The following is a 15,662-nucleotide window of genomic DNA, read 5'->3' as shown; positions in this document are numbered from 1 at the left end:
AGTAAGTTATCAAGTTATAGGAGGAATCTGTCATGCGACCATTACAAGCAGAAATTATTGAAACATTAGGTGTTCAACCAACAATTGATCCGGCGACTGAAATCAAACGGTCAATCACACTGTTAAAAGACTATCTTAAGCAGACGGGGTTAAAGACACTTGTTTTAGGTATTTCGGGCGGACAAGATTCGACATTAGCAGGTAAACTGGCGCAATTTGCGGTTGAACAGTTACGTGAAGAAACTGGGGATGGCGAGTATCAATTTATTGCCATGCGTTTACCATACAATGAACAAGCTGATGAATCAGATGCGTTGGCAGCAATCAAATGGCAAGAAGCTGATAAAACAGTGACTGTGAATATTGAAGAATCTGTTCTTGGCGTTGTTCATGAGTTAGAAGCTGCAGGGGTGCCTGTAACTGATTTCAATAAGGGAAATATTAAAGCTCGCGAACGGATGATTGCGCAATATGGCGTGGCTGCTGCTTATAAAGGTGTTGTCATCGGGACTGATCATGCAGCGGAGGCCTTAGCTGGTTTTTACACAAAGTTCGGGGATGGTGCGGCTGATATCACACCATTGTATCGATTGAATAAACGACAGGGTCGCCAATTATTGGCATACCTTGGTGCACCAGCTACTTTCTATGAGAAAGTACCGACGGCTGATTTGGAAGAAGAGCGTCCAGGACAACCAGACGAAGTTGCATTAGGTGTGACTTATGATGCAATTGATGATTACTTGGAAGGTAAAGAAGTTTCTGAAGCAGATGCATTGCAAATTGAACGACTATACACATCAACAGAACATAAGCGTCGTCAACCAGTGACCGTATTTGATCAGTGGTGGCGATAAAACAAAAAGAGCGAGACAAAAGTTGTTTTGAAGCCGGTGTGTAACGTGGTTTGCGCAATTTTTGTCCGTAGCAAAGCGAAGGACAGGAATTGCGTAAATTGCGTTACATTGAGGCTTCAGACTTTTGGAACGCGTTTGCGCTATCAAAATTACAAGATTACGATTAATACATTAAGCACAAAAAACGGCTGAGGTAGAATGCCTCAGCCGTTTTTTGTGCTTAATGTGCTTTCCAGTCAACTAATGGTTGCTGGCTTAAAATATCATCGATTTTTGCTAATTCTTCATCACTAAAAGTGAGGTTATCAAGGGCTTTAACATTATCAACCAATTGTTCTGGTCGACTGGCACCAATAATAACACTAGCAATTTCTGGTTCACGTAGATTCCAAGCAAGCGCCATTTCAGCTAGTGTTTGTTGCCGTGATTGCGCAACGTCATTTAATTGTTGGACTGTCTTGATCGTGGCTTCAACCTGTTGTGGGTGAAGGAAAGGGCTTGTTGACTTGGCAGCCCGCGAATTTTCTGGCACACCATGTAAGTACTTATCTGTCAATAATCCTTGTGAAAGGGGACTAAATACTGCCGCCGCCTTACCATTTTCACGTAATACAGGTAACAAATCAGACTCGATTTGACGATTAAACATATTGTAGCGGGGTTGATGGATAATAAACGGTGTCTTTAATTCGTTAAAGACGTCGATAATTGCCTGGGTTTGTTCACCAGAATAATTAGAGATACCGATATATAATGCTTTGCCTGAACGAACGAGTTGATCAAGTGCTAATGCCGTCTCTTCAACTGGCGTCTCAGGATCCGGACGATGTGAGTAGAAAATATCAACATAGTCCAATTGTAGTCGCCGCAAACTTTGGTCAGCACTGGCAATGATACTCTTTTTTGATCCCCAATTGCCATAAGGGCCATTCCACATTTCGTAACCAGCTTTACTAGCAATTACCAATTCATCACGATAGGCATGCATATCATGGGCCATGATTTCCCCAAAGTTCTTTTCAGCACTACCAGGTACTGGACCATAATTATTTGCCAAGTCAAAGTAAGTAATGCCTAAATCGAATGCTTGATGAATAATTGCCTGTTGGTTTTCAAGTGGATCGACACTACCAAAATTGTGCCATAGTCCTAAACCAAATGCTGAAAGTTTGAGACCGCTTTTACCAACACGATTGTAAATCATGTTGCTGTATCGATTTTCGTTTGCTTGATACATGTTGAATAATCCCCCTAGACTAGAAGTGCATGACATTGTTTCAAGGTCAATTGTAACTTTTATATTAGTTCTATCCAAGTAAGAGAAATGAGGATGATCAGGAGATACTCTTGTTAATGCCTATCTGATAGTCATTCTAGAAGTTATGAAATTTATGGTAAAATACTTGTGTAAGCCTAGAGAATAGACAAAAGATTGATTTAGGCGATATAAAAATGATTTTTTAAGAGAGAGGGACGCGAATATGATTAAAATGTTCAATACAATGACGTTGGCAAAGGAACCATTCCACCCAATACATGATGACACAATCAATATGTACGTCTGTGGACCAACTGTCTATAACTATATTCATATTGGGAATGCGCGTTCTGCCATTGCATTTGATACAATTCGCCGTTATTTTGAATATCGTGGTTACACAGTAAACTATGTTTCAAACTTCACGGATGTTGATGACAAAATGATTAAGGCAGCAGCCGAACAAGGAATTACGGTACCAGAATTAGCTGATAAATATATTGCTGCCTTCAATGAAGATACAGCAGCTTTAAATATTAAGCCGGCAACGGTTCGTCCACGAGCAACCGAACATATTGCCGAGATCATCGATTTCGTAGCCGATTTGATTGATAAAGGATATGCTTATGAATCAGCTGGGGATGTCTATTATCGTGCAAAGAAATTCCACAATTATGGTGCGCTGGCACACCAAGATTTGGCAGAAATGACATCTAATGCAGCTGGTCGCTTGAATGATGAAGAACTAGAGCGCAAAGAGGATCCAATGGACTTTGCGGTCTGGAAGGGTGAGAATGGTGATGGCGCGATTGCTTGGGAGTCACCATGGGGCAAAGGCCGTCCAGGTTGGCACATTGAATGCTCAGTGATGTCGACAAAATATTTAGGTAATCACTTTGATATTCATGGCGGTGGCATCGATTTAGCGTTTCCGCATCACACAAATGAAATTGCGCAAAGTGAAGTACATACAGGTGAAAAGTTTGTCAATGAGTGGCTTCACAATGGCTTTGTTACTGTGGGCGACGAAAATGAAAAGATGTCTAAGTCTTTGGGTAATTTCGTAACCGTTCATGATTTATTACAGCAAATTGATGATCCAATGGTCTTACGTTTCTTTATGGCAACGACACAATATCGCCGCTCAATTGCCTATTCAGAAAGTAATATGACACAAGCTGCCCACAATTTAGATCGTATTCGTACGGGATATCGTAATTTAGCATTCCGTCTGACGGATGCGGTTGCTGGTGACGAGTCCTTAATCGACGACAAAGCAAGTAAATTAGTTGCGCAGTTTAATACAGCGATGGATGATGACTTTAATGCACCCAATGCCTTAACGGCAATCTATGAACTTGTTGATTTAGCTAATCAATATGCTGCAACCGAGGTGGTTTACCAGGATACGGTAAACTTTATTTTGGACAAAATTGCTGTGCTGATGAGTATTTTTGGGGTTGATGGTTTATCAGATGATGAATTGCTAGATGATGATATTGAGACACTCATTCAAGAACGTAACGATGCACGTGCAAACAAGAATTTCGCGCGTTCTGATGAAATCAGAGATTCATTGGCCGAACAAGGAATTATTCTGGAAGATACCCCACAAGGTACACGTTGGCATCGTAAGTAAGCGACAGCCACAAAAATTATAAAAAAATTTTTTAATTTTTTTGTTGACACCGCGTGACGGAAGATTTAGCATAGGCGTATCGACATAGAAGAGATGAGTATAGTGTTTGATCGTTTGTAGAGAGCTAGTGGGTGGTGGAAACTAGTAACGATTTTGCTAGAAGATGGTCTTGGAGTCATAATGACATGAACTTGATTGTTAGTGCCATTCGGGGTCGCTCGTTATAACGTTTAGAGGGTAAGCTTGGCTTATCGAACTCGGGTGGTAACACGTGGTAACGTCCCGTAATCAGAGATGATTGCGGGACGTTTTTGTTTGTTGTTATAATGACGAATGTGGGGAAAAGAAAGATTCATTTAGGAGGGATTTAAACATGGCAGAAGTTGAAAGTTTTACATTGGATCATACAAAGGTAAAGGCACCTTACGTGCGCAAAATTGAGACGCAACAAGGACCAAATGGGGGACAAATCGTCAATTATGATTTGCGTTTGACACAGCCAAATGAGACTGCAATCGAAACGGCCGGGGTGCACACATTAGAGCACTTATTTGCCAGCTTAGTTCGTGATGAATTAGATGGTATTATTGATATTTCACCATTTGGTTGTCGTACTGGTTTTCACATTATCAGTTGGGTAGATTACACACCAACTCAAGTTGCCGAAACATTCACGCGCGTCTTACGTAAAATCCGTGATGATATCACTTGGGACGATGTGCCAGCAACGGTGGCTAAGGAATGTGGTAATTACAAAGATCACAGTCTCCACTCAGCAAAAGAATGGTCAAAAATTATTCTTGAGCAAGGCTTCTCAGATGACCCATATGTTCGTCATGTGGTCCAAGCTTAATAAAAAATGGCAGTTTTTGTCATTAAATTTATAATCGGTCAATCCCTTGATAAATAAGGAATTAGCCGATTTTTTTCTGCACTAAAAACCTGACTATAAGAGTTCAAAGCTGAAAAGTAACTGCAAAAAGCATATAATATTAAAAAATTAATAATCTTTAATATTACTTTTTAGATGTACTAGTTTAGAACGGGGGAAAAATTTATGCCAAAGATTAGTGATGTATTTCATGAGTACGGCTTTAAGGACGATCGTTTAACTTTACTAGCAGGACCATGTGCCATAGAATCTTATGAGACTTGTGCCGAGGTTGTCGAGGAGCTAAAAAAGATAACTGATGAGTTAGGAATTAATTATGTCTTTAAGTCATCGTTTGATAAGGCAAATCGAAGTTCCATTTCATCAGATCGAGGTGCCGGTATGGAGGCGGGCCTCGAAGTCTTACGTAAAATTAAGGAAGATTATAATGTGCCAATCGTGACTGATGTGCATGAATCATATCAGTGTGCACCAGTTGCTGAGGTAGCAGATGTTTTGCAGATTCCAGCATTCTTAAGTCGTCAAACAGACTTGTTGCTAGCTGCTGCTAAGACTGGTCGCGTTGTTAATATTAAAAAGGCGCAATTCATGGCACCAGAAGATATTCAAAGTGCTGTGGATAAGGTTGCTTCTCAAAATGAGCATATTCTGGTGACTGAACGAGGTACAATGTTTGGTTATCATCAATTAGTTGTTGATATGACTAGCCTCATTCAGATGCGTCAGACAGAATACCCAATTATCTTTGATGCAACGCATTCAGTCCAGATTCCAAGTGGCTACGGTAATCACTCTGGTGGTAATCGTGACTATGTTTTCCCATTGATGCGTGCAGCGCTATCAATCGGAATTGATGGTATCTTTGCCGAAGTTCATCCAAATCCACCAAAGGCTATTTCAGATCAGGACAGTCAGCTATATCTATCAAAGGCACGACCTATTTTAGAAGAAGCTAATCGATTGTTCCATCAAAATCTTGAAAACAAGGCGGTGTATGCAGATGAAGACTTACTATAATGATGCGAAAGAAACTTTCAATACTGAAATTACGGCCTTAGAAAAAGTACGTGATGAACTAGATGAGAGTTTTGACCAGGTCGTGGAAGAAATTCTAGATACAACTGGACGTTTAATTTTTATTGCAATTGGTAAATCAGGAATTATTGCTGAGAAGATTGCAGCTTCATTTTCATCTATTGGGGTTTCTAGTTTCTTTATTGATGCTGGAAATGCTTTTCATGGAGATTTAGGCCGAGTATCAGCAGATGATCTGGTTTTTTTTGTCTCTAATAGTGGTGAAACGCAAGAAGTCATTCAAACTTTTTTTGCCCTCAAGCAAATTTTTGGGGATGATCTCAAGACTGTGGCCTTAACCGGGGCATCTGATTCAACATTAGCGCAAAATTCAACCTATCCATTAATTGTTGATGTTGCGGTTGAGGCAGATACAACCAAATTAGCGCCAACAAGTTCAACGACAGCAACATTAGTTGTTGGGGATGCTTTATTGATTGCCGTGCAAAAAGAAAAAGAATTTACGCGTGACGATTTTGCATTGTATCATCCGGGTGGTTCAATTGGAAAATTGTTGTTGCAAACGGTTAAAAATGTAATGCACACCAAGATTCCGTATGTCAATGTCAACACACCAATCAATGATGTCATCTATCGAATCAGTGATTTTGGTGTTGGCATGACCTTGGTAAAGGATGAAGATGGCAAAGTCGTTGGTATCGTGACTGATGGTGATATTCGTAAGAAGATGTTGCAGGTATCCATGGTTAAGAAATCAACGGCAGCTGATTACATGACCAAGGGATTCATTAGTATCGATGTTGATAAACGTAATAGTGTTGCTTGGAAGAAGATGGCCTCACACAATATTTCTAACTTAGTTGTTGAAGATGACGGTGAAGTTGTTGGTATCATTACAATTCATGATGTACTTGATGAATAGATCAAACAAATTTTTTAAAAATATTTTATGCGTTGATATCAGTTCATTAAACGTTTTAACGATTTTTTAAAAACTGTTAAACTGTTTACTAAATGGTATAAGCGTGCTATATTAAACCCAATCATAAATACCTTTTAAATGTAGTCCAGTGAGGCTAATAAAGGTGACGTTAATTGATGAGTGGGTAACCTAGCATGGGATAACTGCATCAACGATTGAATGAGCAAGCCTTAGGAATCACTGGATTCGTAAGGCTTTTTTTGTGTCATCAATAAGGAGATAACATGCAGAATTTTGTGAATTTGAATGATTTATCAACGTCAGAAATAACGTCGCTAATTGCGACAAGTTTAGCCTATAAGACGAAGGAAAAGACTGTTCCGCGGACAAAGCAGCATGTTGCCAATTTGTTTTTCGAAAATTCGACACGAACTGCTAGTAGCTTTCAAATGGCTGAGAGCCAGTTAGGTTGGTCTCGGATTATCGTTAATCCACAGACAAGTTCCACACAAAAAGGGGAGACATTAAGCGATACGTTGAAGACACTCGGCGCCATCGGCGTAGATGTGGTTGTGCTACGTCACAATATCAATGACTGGTACGTTCCGTTGATAGCGGAACAGTCACCCTTAATGCCAAAGTTAGTTAATGCTGGAGATGGCAATGGGCAACATCCATCACAAAGTCTCTTGGATCTGATAACCATTTATGAACAGTTTGGTTACTTTGAGGGTCTGAAAGTACGTATCGTGGGAGATTTGTCCCATTCACGAGTGGCTCGTTCAAACGCAGAGATTCTCAACCGTTTAGGTGCTACGGTTAGTTTTGCCGGACCAACAACTTGGTATCCAGCTGATTTTGATCAATATGGTACCTATCAATCATTGGATGATGATTTGAACGAAATTGATGTCCTGATGTTGCTACGTGTACAGCATGAGCGCTTAGCAATGACTGAGAATCAAACATTTTCAGTGGCTGATTATCACCAACAGTATGGATTAACACATGAACGGTATAACCAGTTAAAAGATGACGCAATTATTATGCATCCAGCACCAGTTAATCGGGATGTTGAAATTGCTGATGATCTGGTTGAAGCTGATAAATCAAGAATTTTCACCCAAATGGCAAATGGTGTTTATGCAAGGATGGCCATCTTGAGCGCATTAATGGAGGAACAATAAGATGGGACAATTACTAATTAAAAATGCCCGCCACTTGATTCATGATAATGAGTTAAAGATGCAGGATGTCTTGATCGATGACGGCAAAATTGTTGAAATTGCTGATAAAGTAACCACACCAGCTACACGTACAATCGATGCGCATGGCGCCTTGTTAACACCAGGATTGGTTGATGTTCACGTGCATTTCCGTGAACCGGGCTTTGCCTATAAAGAAACGGTCGCAACGGGCTCACTGGCAGCAGCTCGTGGCGGGTTTACGACCGTACTGGCAATGCCAAATCTTAACCCGGTACCAGCAACACAGGCGGCGTTTCAGCAAATCAAAGCTAACAATGAAGCAAATGGGCGGGTCCATATTTACCAATATGCCGCCATTTCGGAAGGATTAACAGCCGAAGATGTGAGTGATATGACTGCTTTAGCAGCAGATGGTGCCATTGCCTTTACAAATGATGGTAAAGGGGTTCAAACGGCTGCAACGATGTTGACTGCAATGCAAGCAGCTGCCAAGGTTAATCGACCATTAGTTGCGCATGTGGAAGATGAATCACTTGTGCATGGTGGTGTGATGAATTTGGGCAAACGTTCACGAGAATTGGGGTTACCTGGTATTGATCCATTGGCAGAATCGTCGCAACTGGCACGAGATTTAGTTATCGCAAAAGCAACAGGGGTGCATTACCATGTCGCTCATATTTCAACGAAAGAATCAGTTAACTTAGTTCGCTTTGCAAAATCACAGGGTGTGCGCGTTACTGCTGAAGTTTCACCTCATCATTTATTACTCGATGAGACCCATATTACAGGTGACAATGCCTACTTTAAGATGAACCCGCCACTGCGGACACCAGCTGATCGAGCAGCAGTCATTGCTGGCTTATTGGATGGCACGATCGACATGATAGCCACCGATCATGCACCACATAGTCGCGAAGAAAAGCAAGGTTCATTTATTGGCGCTGCCTTCGGAATTACTGGTATTGAAACGAGTTTTCAATTGATGTACACGCATTTTGTAAAATCAGGGATTGCCACTTTGGAACAGTTATTGAACTGGATGGTTGTCCAACCAAGTCGGGCATTTAAACTACCAGGCAATCATGAATTAACTATTGGTGCACCAGCAGATATGGCATTATTCGATATTGATCACGAACATACGGTTACAGCAGATGAATTTGCATCAAAAGGTGTTAACACACCATTTATCGGCGCAACGATTTATGGACAAACCTTATTAACGGTCGTTGACGGTCAGATTGCTTATGAGGCATAGGAGGAAAACATGGAGCGTTATCTTGTTTTAGAAAATGGGTCAGTTTATATCGGCGAAGGTTTTGGTTCAGCAAAAGTTGTTGCAGGCGAAATTGTTTTTAATACCGGTATGACCGGGTATCAAGAATCATTGACTGATATTTCTTATTTTGGCCAAATATTGACATTTACTTATCCGCTAATTGGTAACTATGGTATCAATCGTGATGATTATGAATCACTAAAGCCCACCGCAACAGCAATTGTGGCTCACGAAATCGCACGACGACCATCAAACTGGCGGCAACAAATGTCTATAGCAGAGTGGGCTGAAAAGATGGATTTACCAGGTATTACTGGCGTCGATACACGAGCCTTGACCAAGGAAATTCGTGAGCATGGTGTTATGAAGGCAGCAATTGTTGATGAAGTAACTGATGAAACTGTTGCGAACCTACAAGATATTCAACCAATCACGAATGAAGTTGCCAAAATGACAACGAAAACGACTTATGTCAATCCAACTGAAGGCTTATCAATTGCTTTGATTGACTTCGGATTAAAAAATTCAATTCTCCGTTCATTAGCAAAACGTGGCGTTAATGTGATGGTATTTCCTGCTGATGTTGAAGCACAGACAATTTTGGATATGGATCCGGATGGGGTGTTGCTTTCAAATGGGCCAGGAAATCCTGAATCAGTTGCGCACATTTTACCGGTTATTCGCGAGTTAGAAGCGAAATTGCCGCTAATGGGTATTTGTTTGGGCCACCAATTATTTGCACTAGCGAATGGTGCCACAACCTACAAATTAAAATTTGGTCACCGTGGCTTTAATCATGCAGTGAGAAATTTGGTGAAAGATCAGATTGATTTCACATCGCAAAACCATGGCTATGCAGTTGCTGCTGAATCAATCATTGGTACAAATCTAGAAATTACCCATGAGGAAATTAATGACCACACAGTTGAAGGACTCCGTTTGAAGAATCGGCCAGCATTTTCCGTACAATTTCATCCAGATGCAGCCCCTGGTCCGCATGATGCAGAATATTTATTTGATGACTTCCTCGCAATGATTGTCGCAACGAAGAAAGGACAAAAACAACATGCCTAAACGTACAGATATCCACAAAATTTTGGTGATTGGTTCAGGTCCGATTATTATTGGTCAAGCTGCCGAATTTGATTATTCAGGTACTCAAGCGGCGATGTCACTTAAAGAAGAAGGCTATGAAGTTGTTTTGGTAAATTCAAATCCAGCCACAATTATGACTGACAGTGAAATTGCCGATGAAGTTTATATTGAACCATTATCGGTAGAATTTTTATCACGAATTTTACGTAAAGAACGTCCTGATGCAATCTTGCCAACGCTTGGTGGTCAAACTGGCCTGAATATGGCTAAGCAGCTAGCTGAAACGGGAATTTTGGATGAGTTAGGCATTATCTTACTTGGTACAAAATTATCAGCAATTGAAGAAGCAGAAGATCGTGAAGCGTTTAAAAACTTAATGACCCGCTTAAATGAACCTGTCCCTGAATCAATGATTGCTGTCACAGTTGCACAAGCCTTATCATTTGCTGAAACAAATGGTTATCCAGTTATTGTTCGACCAGCGTACACATTAGGTGGTACTGGTGGCGGGATTGCAAATAATGAAGCTGAATTGCAGGCAATTGCGGCGAATGGTTTGGAATTATCACCAGTGACACAAGTGCTTATTGAGCAATCAATTGCGGGCTATAAAGAAATTGAATTTGAAGTGATGCGCGATGCAGCCGATAACGCTTTGATTGTTGCTTCAATGGAAAATTTTGATCCAGTTGGTATCCATACAGGGGATTCAATTGTGGTGGCGCCAGTACAAACATTGTCCGACCGTGAACTACAAATGATGCGCGATGCAGCATTAAAGATTATTCGAGCTTTGAAAATCGAAGGTGGGGTCAATATTCAAATGGCCTTGGATCCAAATTCATTTAACTACGACATTATTGAAGTTAATCCACGTGTTTCACGTTCTTCAGCATTGGCATCAAAAGCAACGGGTTATCCCATTGCGAAGATGGCAGCTAAAATTGCGGTTGGTTTAACATTGGATGAAATTATCAATCCGGTCACTGGGACGACCAAGGCAGCTTTTGAACCAGCTTTAGACTACGTTGTTGTTAAAATTCCTCGTTGGCCATTTGATAAATTTGCAACAGCTGATCGTTACTTGGGTACGCAAATGAAGGCTACCGGCGAGGTGATGGCGATTGGGCGCAATATTGAAGAGGCGATGAATAAGGCAGTGCGCTCATTAGAGATTGGAGCAATCGGTTTACGGGATATTAATTTTCCAGAAATTTCAACCGAAAAATTACTTGCCGATCTAATGCCGGCACGCGACGATCGTTTGTTTATGATTGGTGAATTATTACGTCGTGGCATTTCGGTAGATGAAATCCATCAGCGCACAGCGATTGACTATTTCTTCTTAGATAAGGTTCTACATCTTATCGAAATCGAAGAAAACTTGGTAGCGCATGTTGGTGATGAACAGGTCTTGCAACAAGCAAAACAAAATGGGTTTGCTGATCAGACAATTGCTGACATTTGGCAGTGGTCAGCCGCAGAAGTGGCATCATTCCGGGTAGATGCTGCTATTCACCCTGTCTATAAAATGGTTGATACGGTAGCAGCAGAATTTGCTTCACAAACACCTTATTATTATGCAACGTATGAGACAGAGAATGAATCAGTCGTGACTGATAAGCAAAGTGTGCTGGTTCTGGGTTCAGGTCCGATTCGAATTGGTCAAGGTGTTGAATTCGATTATGCAACAGTTCATGCAGTAAAAGCCATTCAGGCAGCTGGTTATGAAGCGATTATTATGAATTCAAATCCAGAAACGGTCTCAACAGACTTTTCAGTTTCTGATAAGTTGTATTTTGAGCCATTAACGTTGGAAGACGTCTTGAATGTGGTGCATCTAGAACAGCCATTAGGTGTTGTTGTGCAATTTGGTGGTCAAACAGCCATTAACTTAGCCGAGCCACTTGTTAGTGCTGGTGTAAATATCTTGGGGACTAGTGTGGCAAACCTAAATCGCGCAGAAGATCGTGAAGAATTTGATCAAGTGATTAAGCAGTTAGCTTTGGCACAACCAATGGGTAAAACAGCGACGACGATTGCCGAAGCGCTACATGCTGCAGAAACAGTTGGCTATCCAGTTTTGGTACGCCCTTCATATGTGCTCGGTGGCCGTGCAATGGAAATTGTTAATAATGAGGCAGAGTTACAAGATTATATGGGTCGTGCTGTACAAGTTTCACATGATCATCCCGTTTTGATCGACTCATATTTGGTCGGCTCTGAAGCGGAAGTTGATGTGTTATCTGATGGTGAGACGGTTGTGATACCAGGAATTATGGAACACATCGAACGAGCTGGTGTCCATTCTGGTGACTCAATGTCGGTTTATCCAACGCAAACGTTGTCTGATAAGGTTAAACAGGAAATTATTACCGCCTCAATTGCTTTGGCTAAGAGTTTGGATACGATTGGCTTGATGAATGTTCAGTTTGTCATTCATGAAGATACTGCCTATGTGATTGAGGTTAATCCACGAGCTTCAAGAACTGTACCATTCATTTCCAAAGTTACCCATTTGAAGTTGGCACAGCTAGCGACACGGGTCATGTTAGGTGAAAAGTTAGCTGATATGGGATTCACAACTGGTTTAGTTCCCGAATCGACAATGGTTCATGTGAAGTCACCTATTTTTTCATTCACGAAGTTACCAGCGGTTGATTCCTTACTAGGTCCTGAAATGAAGTCAACCGGTGAAGTCATGGGGTCAGATAAGACTTTTGAAAAGGCGCTTTACAAAGCCTTTGTGGCTTCAAACATTAAAATACCACATGAAGGGAATGTCTTATTCACCATTGCTGATGAAGACAAGGCTGAAGCGCTGACCTTAGCCCAACGTTTTAATGAACTGGGATTCCAATTATTTGCAACTGCCGGAACCGGTGAGTATCTGATGCAGCACGGATTACATGTGCAGGTTCTCGATAAAATCAGTGAAACGAATCATAATGCGGTGACTGCACTAAGCCAAGGTGATTTACAGTTAGTGATTAATTCAACGCATCAGGATGTGGCAACTGTCAACGATAGTCGTTTGATTCGTAATGCAGCTATCGAAAATGCGGTGCCTTTATTTACCGCTTTTGATACGGTGAAGGCGCTATTAAGTGTGCTTGAATCACAAGCATTTACGATTACCCCGGCATAACATGATAATAAAGGAGAATTAGCACATGAATAATGAACGCTACGCAGTTTCTTTACCAGGTCTAAAGCTTAAGAATCCATTTATGCCATCCTCGGGGGCTTTCTATTATGGTCTTGACCATATGGATGACTTTGACCTCAATAAGTTAGGTGCTTTAGTGTTAAAAACGACTACTTTAGCACCAAGCACAGGGAATCCACAACCTTGGATTGTGAACACAAAAGCAGGTATTTTAAACTCAGTTGGATTGGCTAATCCAGGTATTGCAGCCGTAAAAGCAGACTTTTTACCAGAATTGGCAGCAAAATTACCCGACCTACCAAAGATGTTATCAATTTCAGGTGCAACGGTTGATGAATTTGTGCAATTGGCTAAAATTATCGACGAATTACCAGCAATTAATGCGATTGAATTGAATTTATCATGTCCAAATGTTGATGAAGGTGGACGTGCATTTGGGGTTACGGAGTCAGGTATTCATTCAGTTGTGAGTGCCGTACGTGCAGTGACTACAAAGGCCATTTATGCCAAATTATCACCAAATGTTACGGATATTAAACCATTGGCAGTTACTGCTGAAAATGCTGGTGCTGATGGTTTGACGATGGTTAATACGCTCGTTGGTATGAGCTTAGATTTGCAAAGTCGTTCCGCACGTTTATATCGCGGTAAGGGTGGCTTATCTGGTGAAGCACTGCATCCATTGGCCGTAGAATTAATTTGGGAAGCCGCATCAGCTGTTCATATTCCGATTATCGGTGTTGGCGGAGTGTCATCGATTGACGATGCTCTTGAATTAATGATGGCAGGCGCATCGGCTGTCCAGGTCGGGGTCATGAATAGCATTGATAAGTTATGCCTGCCTAAATTGATCGATGCTTTGCCTGCAGCGCTAGATAAATATCATTTTGATAAGGTGAGTGACGTCACTAGTTCATTATGTGCATTACCAGAGAATGAACATGACTGGCAGACCATTAAAAAGGAGCAATCATGAATACTTTAAATCCAGTTTTTATTGCCTTGGATTTTCCTGAAGCATCAGTAGCGTGGCGTTTTCTGGATCAATTTCCAAAAAATCAACAATTAGCAGTGAAAGTTGGTATGGAATTGTTTTATCGTGAAGGACCAGCATTTGTCACTGCCTTGAAGGAACGTGGCTATACAGTATTTCTTGATTTGAAATTATATGATATTCCACATACAGTTGGCCAAGCGACTAAGAATATTGCACGACTTGGGGTGGATTATTTAACGTTGCATGCTGCTGGTGGTATTCGCATGATGACCGCAGCTAAAGAAGCAACATTGACACAGACTAAAGGACCAAAATTATTAGCAATTACGCAATTAACTTCATTCACTGAAGACGAATTACAAGCCACGCAACAACTGGCAGTTTCGTTGAATGATTCGGTTATTCATCTGGCACAACTGGCTCAAAAGTCAGGCCTGGCTGGTGTGATTTCATCAGCATATGAGTCACAAGCGATTCATGGTGCGACCAGTGAGTCATTTTTATCGATTACACCAGGTATTCGCCTATTAGGCGACGAACAAGGTGATCAAAGTCGCGTCATGACACCCGCCCAAGCACAGCAACGAGGTGCAAATGGGATTGTCGTTGGACGATCAATTACTCAGGCACTGGATCCCGTTGCAACATATGAACAAGTAGTGACAGAATTTCATAAGAGGTGAAAAATGGTAGATTACCAAACAGCGGTTGCCAAATCTTTATTAGATATTGCCGCAATCAAATTACAACCGAATGATCCATTTACATGGGCATCAGGTATTAAAAGTCCAATTTATACAGATAATCGCAAGACAATTTCTTTTCCAGACGCCCGTCGCATTATTATTGATGGTCTTGCTGCTTTAATTAAAGAACAATACCCAAATGTAGAAGTGATTGGCGGTGTTGCGACTGCTGGTATCCCCCATGCAGCATGGGTTGCTGAAAAATTAGATTTACCAATGATCTATGTCCGATCAAAGCCCAAGGACCACGGGACTGGGAAGCAAATTGAAGGTTTACTGGCTGCCGGACAAAAAGTTGTCCTAATTGATGATTTAATCTCGACAGGGGGTTCTGTTTTGGGCGCTGTGAAGGCGACAAAAGCTGCTGGTGGTGAAGTGCTGGGAGTTGCAGCTATTTTCTCTTATGAATTACCCGCCGCAACGATGAACTTTGCCCAAGCAGCCACGCCTTTTTCATCACTCACTAATTTTTCTAGCTTAATTCAGGTTGCCCAACAAACTGGTGAAATCACCGCAGATGAATTAACGATGATTACTAACTGGCACAGAACCCTTGAATAGTCAG

The 15,662-nt window shown here is 41.2% G+C and carries 13 protein-coding genes and 1 other annotated feature; of the genes, 12 read left to right on the top strand and 1 reads right to left on the bottom strand.

The genetic code is table 11. From position 1 onward, the window contains the following. Window positions 1-32 precede the first annotated feature (32 nt). Window positions 33-857: an ammonia-dependent NAD(+) synthetase gene (nadE, locus tag QRX23_RS08015; protein WP_330155261.1), complete on the top strand. Its 825-nt coding sequence runs from the start codon at window positions 33-35 to the stop codon at window positions 855-857. 220 nt (window positions 858-1,077) lie between these two features. On the opposite strand, the gene QRX23_RS08010 is transcribed toward nadE, so the two are convergent. Then, complete coding sequence (locus QRX23_RS08010) at window positions 1,078-2,094, bottom strand: aldo/keto reductase (protein WP_330155260.1); 1,017 nt, start codon at window positions 2,092-2,094, stop codon at window positions 1,078-1,080. Window positions 2,095-2,338: 244 nt separating this feature from the next. Between QRX23_RS08010 and cysS the strand changes: the two genes are divergently transcribed. The 11 genes from cysS to pyrE all read left to right on the top strand — a co-directional run bounded on the left by cysS (window position 2,339) and on the right by pyrE (window position 15,658). After that, window positions 2,339-3,754 carry a cysteine--tRNA ligase gene (gene cysS / locus QRX23_RS08005; RefSeq protein ID WP_330155259.1) on the top strand — a complete coding sequence of 472 codons (1,416 nt, stop codon included), beginning with the start codon at window positions 2,339-2,341 and terminating at the stop codon, window positions 3,752-3,754. Window positions 3,755-3,830: 76 nt separating this feature from the next. After that, window positions 3,831-4,042 (top strand) — a binding site (T-box leader). 85 nt (window positions 4,043-4,127) lie between these two features. Then, on the top strand, window positions 4,128-4,607 hold the full coding sequence (locus QRX23_RS08000) for an S-ribosylhomocysteine lyase (protein ID WP_002827944.1): 480 nt from the start codon (window positions 4,128-4,130) through the stop codon (window positions 4,605-4,607). Window positions 4,608-4,811: 204 nt separating this feature from the next. Continuing rightward, window positions 4,812-5,663, top strand: a complete 852-nt coding sequence (gene kdsA / locus QRX23_RS07995; RefSeq protein WP_330155258.1) for a 3-deoxy-8-phosphooctulonate synthase — start codon at window positions 4,812-4,814, stop codon at window positions 5,661-5,663. Then, window positions 5,647-6,603 (top strand): KpsF/GutQ family sugar-phosphate isomerase, encoded by a 957-nt coding sequence (locus tag QRX23_RS07990; protein WP_140836411.1) that lies wholly within the window; start codon window positions 5,647-5,649, stop codon window positions 6,601-6,603. The genes kdsA and QRX23_RS07990 overlap by 17 nt, the downstream gene beginning before the upstream one ends. Window positions 6,604-6,887: 284 nt before the next feature. After that, complete coding sequence (locus tag QRX23_RS07985; protein WP_330155257.1) at window positions 6,888-7,790, top strand: aspartate carbamoyltransferase catalytic subunit; 903 nt, start codon at window positions 6,888-6,890, stop codon at window positions 7,788-7,790. Window position 7,791: 1 nt separating this feature from the next. Continuing rightward, window positions 7,792-9,069, top strand: coding sequence for a dihydroorotase (locus tag QRX23_RS07980; protein WP_330155256.1), 1,278 nt, complete (start codon window positions 7,792-7,794; stop codon window positions 9,067-9,069). A gap of 9 nt (window positions 9,070-9,078) precedes the next feature. After that, on the top strand, window positions 9,079-10,164 hold the full coding sequence (locus tag QRX23_RS07975) for a carbamoyl phosphate synthase small subunit (RefSeq protein WP_330155255.1): 1,086 nt from the start codon (window positions 9,079-9,081) through the stop codon (window positions 10,162-10,164). Further along, entirely contained in the window at window positions 10,157-13,333 is a 3,177-nt protein-coding gene (gene carB, locus QRX23_RS07970) for a carbamoyl-phosphate synthase large subunit (RefSeq protein WP_330155254.1), read from the top strand. Before QRX23_RS07975 ends, carB begins: the two co-directional genes overlap by 8 nt. Before the next feature lie 25 nt (window positions 13,334-13,358). Further along, window positions 13,359-14,330 carry a dihydroorotate dehydrogenase gene (locus tag QRX23_RS07965; protein WP_330155253.1) on the top strand — a complete coding sequence of 324 codons (972 nt, stop codon included), beginning with the start codon at window positions 13,359-13,361 and terminating at the stop codon, window positions 14,328-14,330. Then, the gene (gene pyrF / locus QRX23_RS07960; RefSeq protein ID WP_330155252.1) at window positions 14,327-15,034 is read left to right on the top strand and encodes an orotidine-5'-phosphate decarboxylase; all 708 of its coding nucleotides are present in this window, start codon (window positions 14,327-14,329) and stop codon (window positions 15,032-15,034) included. The genes QRX23_RS07965 and pyrF overlap by 4 nt, the downstream gene beginning before the upstream one ends. A 3-nt stretch (window positions 15,035-15,037) precedes the next feature. Continuing rightward, on the top strand, window positions 15,038-15,658 hold the full coding sequence (gene pyrE, locus QRX23_RS07955) for an orotate phosphoribosyltransferase (RefSeq protein ID WP_330155251.1): 621 nt from the start codon (window positions 15,038-15,040) through the stop codon (window positions 15,656-15,658). Window positions 15,659-15,662: the final 4 nt, after the last annotated feature.

The sequence above is a fragment of the Weissella paramesenteroides genome, from assembly GCF_036327715.1.
GTDB lineage: Bacteria > Bacillota > Bacilli > Lactobacillales > Lactobacillaceae > Weissella > Weissella paramesenteroides.
This window is presented reverse-complemented; position numbering and strand designations above follow the sequence as displayed.

Excerpts from the sequence above, each read along its gene's own strand:
- QRX23_RS07965 (WP_330155253.1), top strand. The coding sequence starts at position 13,359 with ATGAATAATGAACGCTACGCAGTTTCTTTACCAGGTCTAAAGCTTAAG.
- pyrF (WP_330155252.1), top strand. The coding sequence starts at position 14,327 with ATGAATACTTTAAATCCAGTTTTTATTGCCTTGGATTTTCCTGAAGCA.
- QRX23_RS08000 (WP_002827944.1), top strand. The coding sequence starts at position 4,128 with ATGGCAGAAGTTGAAAGTTTTACATTGGATCATACAAAGGTAAAGGCA.
- carB (WP_330155254.1), top strand. The coding sequence starts at position 10,157 with ATGCCTAAACGTACAGATATCCACAAAATTTTGGTGATTGGTTCAGGT.
- kdsA (WP_330155258.1), top strand. The coding sequence starts at position 4,812 with ATGCCAAAGATTAGTGATGTATTTCATGAGTACGGCTTTAAGGACGAT.
- nadE (WP_330155261.1), top strand. The coding sequence starts at position 33 with ATGCGACCATTACAAGCAGAAATTATTGAAACATTAGGTGTTCAACCA.
- QRX23_RS07975 (WP_330155255.1), top strand. The coding sequence starts at position 9,079 with ATGGAGCGTTATCTTGTTTTAGAAAATGGGTCAGTTTATATCGGCGAA.
- QRX23_RS08010 (WP_330155260.1), bottom strand. The coding sequence starts at position 2,094 with ATGTATCAAGCAAACGAAAATCGATACAGCAACATGATTTACAATCGT.
- QRX23_RS07990 (WP_140836411.1), top strand. The coding sequence starts at position 5,647 with ATGAAGACTTACTATAATGATGCGAAAGAAACTTTCAATACTGAAATT.
- pyrE (WP_330155251.1), top strand. The coding sequence starts at position 15,038 with ATGGTAGATTACCAAACAGCGGTTGCCAAATCTTTATTAGATATTGCC.
- QRX23_RS07985 (WP_330155257.1), top strand. The coding sequence starts at position 6,888 with ATGCAGAATTTTGTGAATTTGAATGATTTATCAACGTCAGAAATAACG.
- cysS (WP_330155259.1), top strand. The coding sequence starts at position 2,339 with ATGATTAAAATGTTCAATACAATGACGTTGGCAAAGGAACCATTCCAC.
- QRX23_RS07980 (WP_330155256.1), top strand. The coding sequence starts at position 7,792 with ATGGGACAATTACTAATTAAAAATGCCCGCCACTTGATTCATGATAAT.